General features: G+C 41.9%; 13 protein-coding genes and 1 tRNA gene. All 14 read right to left on the bottom strand.

Features of this window, described 5'->3' with window-relative positions:
• Window positions 1-3 precede the first annotated feature (3 nt).
• Window positions 4-1,347, bottom strand: coding sequence for a L,D-transpeptidase family protein (locus HMPREF9625_RS08135; protein WP_009534213.1), 1,344 nt, complete (start codon window positions 1,345-1,347; stop codon window positions 4-6).
• A gap of 16 nt (window positions 1,348-1,363) precedes the next feature.
• Window positions 1,364-2,116 carry a tRNA pseudouridine(38-40) synthase TruA gene (truA, locus tag HMPREF9625_RS08130; RefSeq protein WP_009534212.1) on the bottom strand — a complete coding sequence of 251 codons (753 nt, stop codon included), beginning with the start codon at window positions 2,114-2,116 and terminating at the stop codon, window positions 1,364-1,366.
• A 73-nt stretch (window positions 2,117-2,189) separates the two neighbouring features.
• On the bottom strand, window positions 2,190-3,101 hold the full coding sequence (locus HMPREF9625_RS08125; protein WP_009534211.1) for a selenium metabolism-associated LysR family transcriptional regulator: 912 nt from the start codon (window positions 3,099-3,101) through the stop codon (window positions 2,190-2,192).
• 99 nt (window positions 3,102-3,200) lie between these two features.
• Complete coding sequence (gene selD, locus HMPREF9625_RS08120) at window positions 3,201-4,241, bottom strand: selenide, water dikinase SelD (RefSeq protein ID WP_081485008.1); 1,041 nt, start codon at window positions 4,239-4,241, stop codon at window positions 3,201-3,203.
• 308 nt (window positions 4,242-4,549) lie between these two features.
• Complete coding sequence (locus HMPREF9625_RS08115) at window positions 4,550-5,815, bottom strand: glycosyltransferase family 4 protein (RefSeq protein WP_009534209.1); 1,266 nt, start codon at window positions 5,813-5,815, stop codon at window positions 4,550-4,552.
• A 109-nt stretch (window positions 5,816-5,924) separates the two neighbouring features.
• Window positions 5,925-6,022: transfer RNA gene (locus tag HMPREF9625_RS11335), tRNA-Sec, on the bottom strand.
• 182 nt (window positions 6,023-6,204) lie between these two features.
• Complete coding sequence (locus tag HMPREF9625_RS08110) at window positions 6,205-6,441, bottom strand: putative Se/S carrier protein (protein WP_009534208.1); 237 nt, start codon at window positions 6,439-6,441, stop codon at window positions 6,205-6,207.
• Entirely contained in the window at window positions 6,441-7,025 is a 585-nt protein-coding gene (gene yedF, locus HMPREF9625_RS08105) for a sulfurtransferase-like selenium metabolism protein YedF (protein ID WP_009534207.1), read from the bottom strand. The genes HMPREF9625_RS08110 and yedF overlap by 1 nt, the downstream gene beginning before the upstream one ends.
• A gap of 261 nt (window positions 7,026-7,286) precedes the next feature.
• The gene (locus HMPREF9625_RS08100) at window positions 7,287-8,426 is read right to left on the bottom strand and encodes an aminotransferase class V-fold PLP-dependent enzyme (RefSeq protein ID WP_009534206.1); all 1,140 of its coding nucleotides are present in this window, start codon (window positions 8,424-8,426) and stop codon (window positions 7,287-7,289) included.
• 138 nt (window positions 8,427-8,564) lie between these two features.
• A complete protein-coding gene (locus tag HMPREF9625_RS08095; protein WP_009534205.1) occupies window positions 8,565-9,569 on the bottom strand; it encodes an ABC transporter ATP-binding protein in 1,005 nt (334 codons plus the stop codon).
• Window position 9,570: 1 nt separating this feature from the next.
• Window positions 9,571-11,262 carry an ABC transporter permease gene (locus tag HMPREF9625_RS08090; RefSeq protein WP_009534204.1) on the bottom strand — a complete coding sequence of 564 codons (1,692 nt, stop codon included), beginning with the start codon at window positions 11,260-11,262 and terminating at the stop codon, window positions 9,571-9,573.
• Between the two features lie 3 nt (window positions 11,263-11,265).
• Window positions 11,266-12,369, bottom strand: coding sequence for an ABC transporter substrate-binding protein (locus HMPREF9625_RS08085; RefSeq protein ID WP_009534203.1), 1,104 nt, complete (start codon window positions 12,367-12,369; stop codon window positions 11,266-11,268).
• A 303-nt stretch (window positions 12,370-12,672) separates the two neighbouring features.
• A complete protein-coding gene (locus HMPREF9625_RS08080) occupies window positions 12,673-13,845 on the bottom strand; it encodes a M20 family metallopeptidase (protein ID WP_009534202.1) in 1,173 nt (390 codons plus the stop codon).
• Window positions 13,846-13,967: 122 nt separating this feature from the next.
• The gene (gene tsf / locus HMPREF9625_RS08075; protein ID WP_009534201.1) at window positions 13,968-14,900 is read right to left on the bottom strand and encodes a translation elongation factor Ts; all 933 of its coding nucleotides are present in this window, start codon (window positions 14,898-14,900) and stop codon (window positions 13,968-13,970) included.
• Between the last annotated feature and the right edge of the window lie 132 nt (window positions 14,901-15,032).

Below are 15,032 nucleotides of genomic sequence, written 5' to 3'. Positions count from 1 at the left end.
ATTCTAATAGTGACAAACTACAGGAATTCCCTGATATACCTTCTGATATAAATTTTGAGCGCTGTTAAAAGGCAGATTAATGCACCCATGCGAACCGGCATTCCGATAAATACTTCCACCAAAACGGTTTCTCCAAAGAGCATCATGAAAACCGATTCCCCGATTAAAGGGCATCCAATAGTTTACCTTCGCCTCGTAATCCGGTCCTTTTAACGTTGCATTACGTGCTTTATAGGTTAAAGAATAGATACCGTCCGGAGTACCATGCCTTCTTGCTATATTTCCCGTTACACAATCGGAGCTGAGTAGCTGCACTCCATTTTCAAAATAGAAAATCTTTTGGCGTCCGATATCCACCTCAACATAGGTATTTCCGATATCGTCAGCGCCTCGAGATGCCGCAACAGTCTCATATTCCGCATCACGAACGATATTCTCCTTTGCTAGTAGATTTTCACTGAGTTGCTTTACCTCTTTTTTTTCCGAAATGGAAAAACCGTACTTTCCACCAAGAGACAAGACTCTTCCGTCTTCTGTCAGGAAGCTTCTTTCCTTTCCGCTTGTATCTGTATAGGTTTTCAGATTTTTTACATACTCTTTAACCCGCTGATTATCCAGTTTCGATCCATCCTCAGTAAACCAAGATAATGTTGTATCACTGTTCAACTCCACAATCTCTCCGGAAAAATTATAACGAACGGTTCCGGGAAGACTCTTGTTTTTCTCATCCTTAAGGCTTTCCAGATTTTCCCGTTTTTCCGCTTCCTCATAAACTCCGGCATCTTCCAAACGAACAAGATTTTTTCCTTCCTGAATTGCATTTTTAATTGCATTTTCCAAGACTTCTGCAGAAATCTTTCCTCCCTGTTTTTCTTCCCCGATTAGATATCCCGCTCCGGGTACATAAGCGCTTAGAAAACCTTCTCTGGGACTTTCATCCGTGCTATGGGAAGCGGCATACTTTTCTACAAAAGAACGCAATAAACTCTCATCATAGGCAAGACTTCCTTTTAAAGGATAGTCCTTCTGCTTTCCCAAGGAAAAAAGCATAAGAAAAGAATCCGGTTTCGGTATAGCGGAAAAATCAGGAGCATATCGTAGTTGAATCTCTTTACCGCTAAGAAGCTCGGTATTTCCTTCTTTATCCACTAGGCTTAATCCAAACTCCTCCTGCTTCCAATTTGAAAAATACTCCGCCGCCTCTTCTCTTTTCATAAGGGAAAGATCAACTTGATTTACCATTGTTCCGGGAAAAAATCGTCCTTCCATAAAGGTTAAAAACAACAAAAGCAAAGATATAATCGTCAGCACCGATACTCCAAGTGATATTAAAATCTGTTTCTTCAAAAACGTACTCCTTCTACTAATCGTATTCCACCTTCATTAGGCAAAGTCCCTTTGCCGGAGCGGTAAATCCCGCCTTTGTTCTGTCTTTGGCAAGCAGAATTTCCTCTACCTCTTCTACTCTTTTTTTATGGAACCCCACCTCCAAAAGTGTTCCTACCATAATCCGAATCTGATACTGTAAAAAACCGCTTCCATGAAAGTAGAAACGAAGAGTACTTCCCGTCTTTCGGATTTCAATATTAAAAAGCTTTCTCACTGTCGACTTTTTCATCTTCGGGTTTCCGCAGAAGGATTTAAAATCCTTTTCCCCGATAAGATAGCTTGCAGCTTTCTGCATTGCTTCTATATCCGGTTCTTCTTCCAAATGATAAAGATATTTTCTTTCGAATACTTCCTTATTTTTCCCAATATGGCAGGAATAACGATAAATCTTTCCTGTAGCAAGGTATCTGGCATGAAAACGTTCGCCGGCTTTTTTAACAGAATTCACTCCGATATCTTCCGGAAGGTATTGATTGCAATAGTCTTGAATTTCCTCTTCAGTCAAATCCGTATCCAAAAACACATTGCAGCACATTCCTCTGGCATGTACGCCTGCATCGGTGCGTCCTGCGGAAAAGCTTTCAACAGGCTCTCTATCACTTCTTGGCATTGCCGTCAGTACCGATTCAAGCTTTCCCTGTATAGTCAATTCCTGCTCCTTTTGCCTTTCAAAGCCATAGTACCGAGAACCGTCATAGCTTAGTAAAAGCTTATAATTTTGTTTCATATTCCTCCCAGCACTGCCCAATCATTTCAAAAACAAAAATCTTGCTTTCCCTACGACATCCTTTGATTTGCTATTATATGATTTTTCTCTTATCCACATGATTTTGAATCATTTGAATAAAACTTTTTGCCCTCTTACTCAGAGGATAGTTGGAATTGCTGACCATATAAATCTTTCTGAAATATCCGCCTTCCTGTAAAGGAAAAGCCAATACATCCCCATTTTTTATTTCCGCCCTTGCAGCAAGCTTCGATACAACGGCAACTCCAACACCTTCCTTTACGGAAAGCATAACAGCACCGGTATTTCCAAATCGTGCTACCACCTTCATATCTTCTATCTTCAGACCGTTTTGCTGTAAGATTTTTAAAGCTTCCTGCTTTGTTCCGGATCCCTGTTCACGCATCACAAAATCAGCTTTAGAAAGAAAGGCCAAATCATTGCTTTCTTTCATTTTCTGATAATAGGGTGTGTTTGGCGTTACAAGAATCAGCTCATCTTCATAAAAAGGCAAAAATGTACAAGCCGTCTTCGGAATAATCGTTCCGCAAAATCCGATATCCGCTCTATGCTCAGCTACATCGGTAACGGCTCCCTTACTATCCGTTTCATGAATGCGAAATTCCGTATTGGGAAAGCGCTTACTGAAATTTGCAAGCATACCGGGAAGCAAGTATTGTCCCGGAATACTGGATGAAGAAATCACAATTTCATTAATGTCATCCTTCGGCTCTTCTTTAAAAGCATTTCGAATCTTATTGGAAAGATTGACTATATCTTTTGCATAAAGATAGATCTGTTCCCCCTCACTCGTAGTATGCACTTCCTTTGTTGTTCTTGTGAAGAGCTGTACTCCGAGATCCTCCTCCAGACTACTGATATAAGAACTGACCGTCGGCTGTGTCAGGTAGAGTTCTTTTGCCGTTTGTGAAAAGCTTTTATTCTTTACAATTCGAACAAATGCCTCTAATTGTTTAATATTCATCCTGTCTCTCCTTTTGCTGCCGGTATCTAAACACTTAGATTCATAGTCTGTCTCAAGATATTTGAAGAATCTACATCGTCTTTAGTTACTGCAGAGCCCCTAATCTACAATGATATTTTTTTCGGAAAACGCAAGTACTTCTCCAATGCACGCGAATCGTGTTGGCAGTCCTGCCCTATCCATTGCTTCAAGAACCGCATCCTTTTCCTCCTTAGGAACACTGTAAAGAAGTCCTCCTGAAGATTGTGGATCAAAAAGAATATCCTGAAAGCCGGTATCTATCCCTTTGAATTCAATCTTTTCTTCTTGAAACTTTCTGTTTTCATGTGCACCTGCAGGAACCAGACCCATCTCGGCGTATTCTTTACTCTCCTTGATATAGGGAATGTCTTTCTTGTGCAGAAGAAAGCTTACCTTACTTGCCTCTGCCATCTCCAAGCTATGTCCCAAGAGTCCGAAGCCGGTAATATCCGTACAGGCATGGACCGTAAAATGATCCATTACTTCCTTCGGTTTTCTGTTTAAACTAGCCATCACGGTCGTTGCCTCCGCAATCGCTCTCTCATCCGCCAAGGAAACCTTTGCAGCGGTATTGATAATTCCCGTACCGATTTGCTTTGTTAAAATCAAAACATCTCCCGGTTTAGCTCCAAAGTTTTTCTGTACCTTAGCGGGGTGTACCAAGCCGGAAACACAAAGCCCGTAGAAAGGCTCATCATTTTGAATGGAATGACCTCCAATCAAAATAGCACCTGCTTCCTTCACCTTATCTGCTCCCCCTTTCATAATCTCAGAGAGCACATCAGGGGACAGGCAGTTTGGAAATCCCACAATGTTTAATGCCAGTTTGGGGATACCGCCCATAGCATAAACGTCGGATAGGGCATTTGCCGCGGCAATCTGTCCAAACATATAGGGATCATCTACTATAGGGGTGAAAAAATCCACCGTTTGAATCATAGCCAAGTCATCCGTTACTGCATAAACTGCAGCATCATCAGAGGTATCAAGGCCAACCAAAACCTTCGGGTCAAAATCGAATTTGGGTAGCTTACTCACAACCTGAGCAAGGGTCTTAGGACCTATTTTGGCCGCTCAACCGGAAAGCTTCGTCATCGATGTTAATTTAATCTCGCTCATTATTTCTCCCTTACTGATTATTGAAAAAAATAGCTCTACAGTTCTCTTTTATTGTACTGCGTGGAAGATATGCCTAATTTCGAGTCTCTTTTAGAAATCGCAGCATGATACATTAGAGTCATTATGAATGAAGAAAAAAGTTAAGAAAATAATCCTTTTCACTTATTTCTTTTTCAAATAACTATTGTACTTTTCTAATAAAAAAAGTCAACATCATGTCTTATTGTACGACTTATTTTGTAAAAAAGAACAGTATTCCTTCCGAAACCGAAAAGGAAAAACTATTTTTTTAAGAAAAATAATTTCACTCAATCTTTACAGTCTAAAATATTTTTACAAATTGCATCCCAAGACAAGAAGGAAATGGATACCATGTTTTTATAAGTATATTCCGTAGCCTTCCTTATGCTTTCCTTTAATTTTGTTTCAAAAGCAGCCATATCTTCTTTTTTCATTTCATCCTGATTCTGCATTTTAGGAAGCTGTACAAAAAATACGGGAGAGGCCGGAGTATTCTCTATAAAGAAGTCCTCTAAGCCTTCCAAAGCGGTAAGCACCACCTTATTCCCGCAGGCAAGCGCTTCCAAAACTGTGAGAGGTACCGCATCAAAAAAACTCGGCAAGGTAAAAATATCCGAAAACTGATAGAATTTCACAAGTTCTTCCTGTTCCAGTCTTCCAAGAAAATGGATCGGATACGAACAGCTTTCAGCCAAGCGATACACGGCTTCTTTTTCCGTAAGATTTCCGTTATCTCCTGCCAAAAAAAGTCGTAAAGAGCTCTTTTCTTTTTCCTCATGAAAAAGGGATTCTACGGCACGAAGTAGGGAAAATACTCCTTTCTTCTCTCCCAGCTTTCCGGCAAAAAGAAGATCCAAAGCCTCTCCTTTTTCCAGTATTTCTCCATTCGGAAGACGGACCGTTCTCCTTCTCGGAATTCCCTCTCTATAGATAATATCTTCCTTCGGAAGTTTAAAGCGTTCGGCATTATAACCTATGGCAATGTTTCTTATTTTATCAGGTTCTACTCCGTAAACACGAATTACCTCTTTTTTCTGCGCCTCTTTAGGCGTGAAAATTCGATCAAGCTTACGAATATTCTCCCGAATAAATTCTCTTTTTAGACCATGCTTTTCCATCTGTCGAAGATCCGTATTATGACAAAAACCGTATATAGTAAGACCCGGAAAAGCTTCTCGAACCAAGGCCGTGAGAAGATAAAGGTGATGACAGAGCACGAGATCGGGTTGAAATTCCTGTACCGCTTCCCGAACTCTCTTTAAAAAAGCCAAACGAAAAGCCTCGAGCATTTCTTCCGTTAAATCTCTGTATCTAGTGCTCCGGTAAGGCATTTCATCACTCATTCCGAGAACCGGAAAGGGCAGATCCGTGGACTCGTAATATACCGGATAAGCCTTCACCCCCGAAAATTCCGGAACCTTATCTTCTTTTGTTATGCCATAGACTACGGCCTGCTCTTCCCCCATTTTCCGGAAGCTTTTCAGTACTTCCGTGAGATAAATCCCCGAACCGGTACTGCTCGGCTTTTGCGCCAGAATACTTAATATTTTCATGTCGACCTCAATTCATTATTGGAAAATTTCCTTCATTACAGCGAAGAAATCTGAATATAAAAAAGCTGCCCAAAAGGACAGCTTTCATAACGGTTTATACCGGAATCTTTGGCGAAGGCGTGTGAGAATCGAACTCACCTAGGACGCTCTACGCGCCCAACACTGGTTTTGAAGACCAGGAGGCTCACCAGGTACCTATCCACCTCCAAAGCGAACGGGTATGATAATAACACAGTAAAAAAGAACTGTCAAACTTCATCGGATTTCAAAATAAGCTATCCCACGTCTTATATACAATACTCAGCATATCATTATATCTTATGTACAAATACCCAGCATGAATAGAAGCATAGAGAACGATAACCGGTAAAAACTATCTGCATGAATCGCTAAAAAACAATCTCGTGAACGGATGCCGGCTTAAGACCCTCTTCTTTTAACACGGAAAGCGTTAAGTCCTTATTCTCCGGTTCCGTAGTCCATGCCAGCCCGCAGCCTGCGGAAATCACGGAAGGAAGAGGAATGAGTCGTCCCGAAAGTTCTCTTTTTTTTCCTATCTGCTCCATCTCCAAAGCATCTACGGTATTTTTAAAGCTGAGTATACATTGTAATTTCTTCTCTCTCATTACGGCTTAATAATCTTCTGGGACTGCATCTGTGTATCTACAATTTCATACATATTGGAAATGATACCGACTCCCAGCTTCTCCTTTATCTTGTAATAATCTGCACAAAGTCCACAGGTCATAATCTTTACCCCCGCCTTCTCTAAGTTCTTTAGGTCGGAAAGAACCGGAGAATCCTCGGAAGTAAGGAAAGCCCCTCTATTATAGAAAACCATAGCGGTCGGAAGAGGATCTACATTGCTTAAGGCAAAAACAAAGGATTTAATCAAGGTCTTTCCCAGTTCTTCCTCTCCTTCGCCCATCTTATCGGAAGAAAATACCACAGTACAAGTTCCTTCCTTCTTTCCTTTCAATGCATGCTCTTTCTTGACTTCCATTTTTACAAGAAAATGGGTATCGGAAAGACTTTCATTGGCTACCGTAAAATCATATTTTCCTGCCAAGCGGCGAAGATTTTCCACACAAGTCTGATTATCCACCTCAATCTCCAAAATACCGTCTTCCTGCATTTCCTCAATTGCCTTCTTTGCTTCTACAACAGGAAGCGGACAAGCCATTCCCATACAATCCAGTTTCTTATTCATTTGCTTCTCCTCTCAAAAAGATAAAAACTAAAATTCAGGTAAATCCTATAAAACTATAGCCATTTTTGTAATCCTTGTCTAATGTAAAAATTAAATAAACAAGCCCTTTTATTTCTATCTTCTATGAATACATTTTCTTATTTATTTGCTTATATATTTGGTCATCTAGCTGTTTTTCGTTTTATTTCTCTTTTTCAAGCTTGCCTGCCTTAACTCTCTTGGCTTTCCACAGTTATCCCGCCTTGATCTAAATCGAAATGGTCAGCCTTCTTCTGAAAGAATCCGGATAGCTTCTATTGCTTTATCCACTTCCTCTTCCGTATTAAAATGGGAAAAGCTGAAGCGCACAGAGCCTTGCTCCACATTGTTTAATGCCTTATGCATAAGAGGCGCGCAATGCCCTCCCGGTCTTGTAGCAATGTTAAAGCGAGTAAAAAGCTCATCACTGACTGCTCCCGAATCATAATCATAAAGATTTAAGCTTAAAACAGGACAGCGCTCCTTCACCGAAAAGTCACCGTAAATACGGATTCCCGGAAGCCCCTTCACAGCATCATACATTTTCCGCATAAGAAAAAGCTCCTGTTCCCGAATCTTCTCCATACCGTATTCTTTAATGTATTCCACACCGGCGTGAAGCCCTGCAATACCGTGCGCATTTAAGGTTCCCGCTTCAAGGTGGTTCGGATTTTCCTTAGGCATATCATGATTATACGTTTCCACCCCGGTTCCGCCATAGGAAAGCGGAGCGAGAGAAACCTCTTCCGCGATAATCATCCCCCCCGTTCCCTGCGGTCCGAGTAAAGACTTATGCCCCGTAAAGCAGAGTACGGAAATTCCCCACTTTTCGCAGTCTATTTCATACACTCCTGCAGTCTGAGAGGCATCTACAATAAAAAGAAGTCCATGCTTCTTTGCAAACGCTCCCATTCTCTCTAAATCCACCATATCCCCGGTCAGATTGGACGCATGTGTACAAATCAAGGCCTTGGTATTCTTTTGTAGCAAAGTATCCAGCTCTTCATAATGCAAGCCTCTTTCTTCGCTGTAAGAAAGGTAAGAAAGCTCCACCCCTCTTTTTTCCATGGCATAAAGAGGGCGAAGGACGGAATTATGTTCCATTACCGTTGTGATAACATGGTCGCCCGCCGCTAAACTCCCCTGAATCGCAATATTTAAGCTCTCTGTAGAGTTTTTTGTGAAAATGCAATTCGAAGCCTTATTTCCATGAAAAAACGCAGTAAGCAGAGTTCTTGTCTCAAATACGGTCTTTGAGGAGCTATGAGATGCGCCGTAAGAAGAGCGACCGGCATTTCCCATATTTCCCATGGCATAGAGCACCGCATCATAGACTGCCTGCGGCTTCTTTTGACTCGTTGCGGCATTATCCAGATAAATCATTTACGCCTCCGTTTTCCGATAAAGAGCATGACCGCTCAGTTTTAAAAATAGTAGATAGAGTTCCATTTTGATAAAAAGTAAATAGAGTTCCATTTTGATAAAAAAACAATTTAGCTCTCCGTTTAATAGAAAAATAAATTAGCTCTCCATTCGATAGAAAAACAAATCAACCTTCTCTCCCTCGGAGAATGGTGCCAAAGAGGAAAGCTTCACCTTAATTTCCTGCCCCTCCCATTTCACTATATACTGCTTCATTATAGCAAGAAATTGGGCAGAAACCACTTCTCCATTAAGAACAATCCGAGTCTCCTCTTTCCCTCGTACTCCGGATAGAGACTCCACTCTTCCCTTTTCATTTTCCATTCCCCACTCTTCCGGTCTTAAGGCATAGCTCTTCCCGTCCACGATAATCCTTGTACTTTCTCCGAAAAAGTCGCGGACATAGTCGTTTACCGGTCTTCGATAAAGCTCCTCCCCGCTTCCGATTTGCAGTATTTTCCCCTTTTCCATAATCCCGATGCGATTGGAAAGCCCCATAGCCTCCTCCTGATCATGGGTAACAAAGAGCATGGAAAGTCCCAGACTTTTTTGCAGTCTTTTTAATTCATCCCGGATGCGAAGTCGCAAGCCCGCATCCAGATTGCTGAGAGGCTCATCCAGAAGTAGGAGCTTAGGTTCAATCGCAAGCGACCTGGCAAGAGCTACTCTTTGCTGTTGTCCCCCGCTAAGTTCCGTTACCGCTCTTTTCCGAAAGGCGGAAAGCCCGACCATATCCAGATACTTTCCGGCAAGCTCTTCTCTCTCTACTCGACTTATTCCCTTTTGCTTTAGTCCGTAGGAAACATTGGCAAGAACAGACATGTGCGGAAAAAGGGCATAAGACTGAAACACCGTTGCCACAGGTCGTTTTTCCGGAGGCAAATCGGTATATTCCTCTCCTTGAATTAACACTCTTCCTTTATCCGGACGTAAAAAACCGCCGAATACCTGCAAGCAAGTGGTTTTTCCACAGCCCGATTCGCCAAGAAGACAAAAGATTTCCGACTCCTTAATTCCCAGAGTGAAATCCTCCAAAATATTGGGCTCTTTTTTATCATAGCGTAGGGAAATATTTTCCAGCTTGGCAATCCATTTCTCTTCCATTTTATAACTCCTCAAACAGTTTTTTCCGATATAGTACTCTACTTCCCTCCAAAAAAAGATAAAACGCCAAAGAAAGAAGAATCATAATCCCGGAAATCAAGGACGCTACATTGTAATTCCCACGGTTTACGGCATCAAATAAAGTATAAACCAGCACCTTATACTTTGCGCTAATCAAAAAGATTACCGCTCCCATCGTTGTTAAGCTCTGTGTAAACTGATTATAAACAGAGGATAGGAAACTAGGCAGGAGCAAGGGAAAAATAATTTCCGTAAAAACTTTAAAAGGATTCCCTCCGAGGTCTCTCCCCGCCATCTCCAGGTCCTTCGGTAAATTACTCAGTGCTGTACTCGCCATGCGGCTGCCAAGCGGAAGCTGACGGAAAATCATACAAAAAAGAATAATCCAAACCGTACCGGTAAGTCTTAGAGGTGGCTTATTAAAGGCCAAAATATAGGCAAGTCCAAAGCAGGTTCCGGGTAAAAGATAAGGCAGGGAAAGAATAAAATCCGGAATTTTTCTTCCGATAGGAAGCTTTCTTTCTACAATATAGGAAAGCACAAAGGCAAAGAAGCTGCCAACGAAACCAGTCACAAGAGATAAGAAAAGAGTTAAAAACAGAGTAGAAAGATTGTAGGAAAAGAGCTCCCCCATATTCTCTAAAGTAAAGCGCATTTGTCCCTTTTCAAAACGAAGAAATCCATAGAGAAAAATACAAAGATATTGCAGGATTTGAAAAAGGAAAAAGAGAAGTAAAGAAAGCTTAAGCACTACTCTGATACCGGCATTTTCCGGAAAACGAGGCGGAATCTTTCCTTTCTGCCCCTTATTACGCTTCTCACTTTCTTCAATAGCAAAACGGTAAAGAAGGAAAGAAAGAAACGCCGGAAAAAGCAGCAGTATATTCATGGCTGCCGTCTTTTGAAAATCGGAATAGCCGATAATCTGTAGATAGATTTCACTTGCAAGCGTACTGTATCTTCCCCCAATAATAATCGGAGTTCCAAAGTCGGAAAGAGCCCTAAGGAAACTCAAAAAAAAGCTGGCCAAAAAAGCAGGACGCAGTAAGGGGAGCACAATATCCTTCATAATGGATAAAGGATTTGCACCAAGGTCTCGTCCGCTATAGAGGAGCTTTCCGTCCATGGAACGAAGGGCATGCAGAAAAAAAAGAATGTTTAAGCAGGTAAAATGCAGACTCTGCATTCCGATGACACCGTACTTGTTATAGGGATCGAGGCTTAGTCCTAGAAGCCTGTAGCTAATAATACCCCTTCTTCCGTACAAGCTGATAAAGGAGAGGGAGGAAATAAAGGGAGGGGAAACAAGGCTCATCGATAAAATCATCATGCAGAATTTTTGCTTCCAACCCTTTAGCTGTACTATCCCATAGGCCAGAATAAAAGCCATTATCGTCGAAATAAAAGCGGATAAAAAGGAGCTTTCCATACTGTTCCAAAAAGCATAACGGTATTTTTTTAAAATACCGGCAAAGAGGGAAAGGCTATCCCCTCCCTGAAATGCCCGAAGAAATAAGAGGGCAATCGGATAAAGAATAAAGAGAAAAAGAGGAATCAGCAGAAAAAAAAGAAAGATACAGAAAAAAAGGGTGGACAAAGCCACCCCCTTTCTTCTTTTCGTGAATCCTAAAGCCAAATCATGAGAAAAGTCCTTTTCCTTTTTGGAAATCATGAATTAAGCCTCATTCTTGCTTCCGGCAAGAGTCTCCCACTTTTCAAGAATACTGTCTCTCTGTGCACCGAAAAGGGCTAAATCTTCTTTCATAAGCTTTCCTGTATCAAAGGAAAGCTCAATTCCGGAAAGCTTCGGAAGAACGACCTTAATGGTATTCTTACCGTCAATTTCAGCCAATTCCTTTAAGTGATCCTCACTGTTATAGAGCCAGTTTAAGAATTCCTTTGCCTGCTCTACATTGGCAGCACCCTTAAATACGGCAACGCCCTCCGGTACATAGGGGATACCGTCCTCAGGATAAACTAAAGAACAGTTCTGCTCGGAAGCAAGCTTTTCCGTCTTCTTATCCATCGGGGTAATACCGATAGCTACTTCTCCCTGAGAAGTTTTCTCTCTGGGATCGCCGCCTCTCTTGGAGTAATACTTCACATTCTCATTTAAAGCAGTGAAATACTTCCATCCTTCCTCTTCACCCTTCTTCTGCAGAAGAGCATTTACCACACCGTAGTTGGTGCCGGATACGGCAGGATTGGACATCAGAACTTCGTCCTTATATGCAGCGTTCGTAAGATCATCCCAGCTCTTCGGAGCCTCGATATTCTTTTCCTTTAAAATGCCGTCATTTACGATAAAACCTACAACGGTAACTCCCTTGGTATACCAGTAATGGTCCGGATCAATATAGCCTGTTGCAAAATCATCCGCAGCATCAAGGTCTATCTTCTCGAGTAAACCGTTGTCCTTCGCGCTCATGAACGCATCGATTCCGCCGCCAAACCAAAGGTCTGCAGTCGGAGTACCGCCTTCCGCCTTAAGCTTACTGATTACCTCACCGGAAGACATGGAAAGTAACTCTGTCTCAATTCCGGTATCCTTGGTGAACTCATCAAAGAGCTTCTTGTAATCCTCGGAAGTCGCCACAATGGAAAGCTTTCCGCCAACACTTGCCTTCTCGGACTCCGCCTCGGTTTCCTTCACCGTTTCTTGTGCGGTGCTTGTTTCTTCAGCCTTTGCCGTCGTTTCCGCAGCTTTCTTTCCGCCGCAGGAAGCAAGAAGAGCTAAAGAAAGAATTGCTGCTGTGCTCATTGCCAGTCTCTTTTTCATAAATTCCTCCTCATTGTCTATACTCAGAACCTGCCTAGTATAACATATTTTTCTAAAAGATAAATTATTATTATCAAAAAATCAATTTCAATAATTTAAAATTTGTTTTTATATTTGAAAGAATTTTAAATTATTGAAGTGGCATACGCTTGACAATTATCAATAAAATTCTGCAGATTAAAAGCATCATGAAACTCTACTAGGTAATAATCATCCGGAAACCCCACAGCCTAAAACAGCCTAAAAATCAAGATGGCAAAGCCGTAGATTAAATCATCAGAATAAATTTATAGATTAAAATCATCAAGATAATACGAAGGAATCCAACAGCTTCCGATAAATTTTTGTACAGCGTTCCAAATCATCAATCTCCAGAAATTCATCTCGTTGATGCGCTACCTTTAAGCTTCCGGGACCGTATGAAAGAGTGTTTTTATTTCCCAAAATACCTGCGGCTACTGCAGTATCGGTATATCCCGGAAAGGGCAGGACCTCCGCCTTATATCCGGACTGTTCGATTGCATTCTTTAGTAAAGGTAATAAAGCATTGTCCAAGTAATGCGGAATAGCCGGGCGATTGCCCTTGATTTCCACATCCAGTCTTAAACCCGGATATTTTTCCTTTACCTTCTCTCCCGCTTTCAATAAAATCTCCCTTCCATCTTCCACCGCATATGGTGGCACTAATCGCATATCTACCGAGCACTCCGCTTCAGCAGGGACCTGATAGGGATGAATCCCGCCCTTACACTGGCCAAAGCAGATTTTGGACTCTCCTAAGAAAGAATCAACTTTAAGCTTCTCGACTGCCTCTTTTGCATATTGCAGAGTCATTCCCATACATAAAATGGCATCTGTTCCCATTTCCGGTTCTGAGGCATGAGCCGCCTTCCCATGAAACAAAACTCGATACCAAAATCTCCCCTTATGAGCGGTTTGAATACTCCCGTCAGTAGGCTCCGTATCCATAAGTAAGGTATCCTTCGTAATCCACTTCCGTTTTATCGCTTCTTCTACCCCCTTCATTTCCCCTTCTTCATCGTATGTGAAAATTATCTGCAGTCCAGAACTAAGTCTTTTTTTCTTGCACTCCTTTTCAGTTGAAGCGAAGTCTCCCAAGAATGATAAAAAGGCAGCAGAAGCCGAAGCCAAGCCGGCCTTCATATCGGAAGAACCTCTCCCGTAAAAACGATTCCCTTCCAATTCTCCAAAAGGATTTTTGCTCCAGTTTAAACCAATTGGCACTGTATCCATATGGCAAATAAAGCTAAAGCACTTTTCCCTGTCTTCTGCCGGAAGAACAAAGCGAAGAATAGGACGATTTCCCTCACAGTCTATTCGCTCATAAAAGCCGCCAATCTTTTCAAAAGGCTCTCTCAAAACACGAATTAAATAGTCTGCCACTTCCCCCTCTCCCTTCCCGGGATTCGTGCTGTCAATAGAAACCAGATCTTTTAATAAAGTAAATGCTTCCATTATCTTCCTCATTTCTTAACGTCATAACTCTAATAGCAATCATTACAAAAATATTCCATATCTTTAGACAAGAGAAAAAAAGGCCAAGTAAGTAAAACTTACTCAGCCTTTTCAAAAAATTCTTACTTTATCTGTGCAGCAACCTCTGCAGCGAAATCTTCGTTCTTTTTCTCCAGTCCCTCACCGGTCTCAAAACGAACGAAACGAACTAAGGAAAGCTCAGCGCCAGCCTGCTTAGCTACGCTCTCTACATACTGACCTACGGTCTGCTTTCCGTCCTCAGCACGAACATAGACCTGATCCACAAGACAAACTTCCTTCAATTCCTTATTCAGTCTTCCCTCAACAATTCCGAGTAAAACCTTCTCAGGAGCGTTCGGCTTCTCATTCTTTGCAGCGGCAAGAAGGATTTCTCTCTCGTTCTTCAGATAGTCCTGATCTACTTCAGCACGAGTAATGTACTTCGGATTTAATGCAGCAATCTGCATAGCTACGTTCTTAGCCATTTCCTTAACAGCATCGTTTACTACGGAGGACTTCACCTGAAGAAGCACACCGATTCTTCCGCCGGAGTGAACATAGTCCTGTACAAGACCGTTCGGCTCTTCCAGCTTCTCAAAGCGACGGATGTTCATATTCTCTCCGATTACGGAAATCGTTGCTGAAAGCTGCTCGGAAACAGTCTGAGACGGATCAAGTTCCCACTTTTCTGCAAGAAAAGCAGTAATATCCTTAGCGTTGCTATTCAGTGCCTGTGCGGCAACTTCATCTACAAAAGTACGGAATTTCTCATTCTTTGCAACGAAGTCTGTTTCTGCATTAACTTCTACAACAACACCACGCTTTCCATCGGAAGAAAGCTTAGTAAAGGAAACGCCCTCGGCAGCGATTCTTCCTGCCTTTTTCTCCGCTCCGGCAAGTCCCTGCTCTCTCAAGTGCTCGATTGCCTTCTCCATATCTCCTTCCACAGCGGCAAGTGCCTTTTTACAAGCCATCATACCTGCTCCGGTTACTTCTCTTAATTCTTTTACCAATGCAGCTGTAATCTCTGCCATTTTACTTTCCTCCTCTATTTCTTTATACGAGAATATTGCACGCCATTCGCACAATATTCTTCATAAAAACAATCCCTTCTGTCCAAAGCCTAAACAAGAGGTTCCAGGCTTCGCCTGCGCCACTTGTTAAGA

This window comes from Oribacterium parvum ACB1, assembly GCF_000238055.2.
Classification (GTDB): Bacteria; Bacillota; Clostridia; order Lachnospirales; family Lachnospiraceae; genus Oribacterium; species Oribacterium parvum.
The sequence above is the reverse complement of the archived record's forward strand: the minus strand, read 5'-3'. Positions and strand labels throughout refer to the sequence as shown.